Annotated in this window: 1 rRNA gene (only partly in view); it reads left to right on the forward strand. The window is 58.3% G+C overall.

Features of this window, described 5'->3' with window-relative positions:
* Positions 1-211, forward strand: a 23S ribosomal RNA gene (locus CQ12_RS39415) (it extends past both window edges: 816 nt to the left, 2,453 nt to the right).

Genomic DNA, 211 nt, shown 5'->3' on the forward strand with positions numbered 1-211 from the left:
GTGTGTTGCGAGGTTAACCCGGGTGGGGTAGCCGTAGCGAAAGCGAGTCCGAACAGGGCGTTTGAGTAGCACGCTCAAGACCCGAAGCGGAGTGATCTAGCCATGGGCAGGTTGAAGCGGAGGTAAGACTTCGTGGAGGACCGAACCCACCAGGGTTGAAAACCTGGGGGATGACCTGTGGTTAGGGGTGAAAGGCCAATCAGACTCCGTG

Source organism: Bradyrhizobium jicamae (assembly GCF_001440395.1).
GTDB classification, from domain to species: Bacteria; Pseudomonadota; Alphaproteobacteria; order Rhizobiales; family Xanthobacteraceae; genus Bradyrhizobium; species Bradyrhizobium jicamae.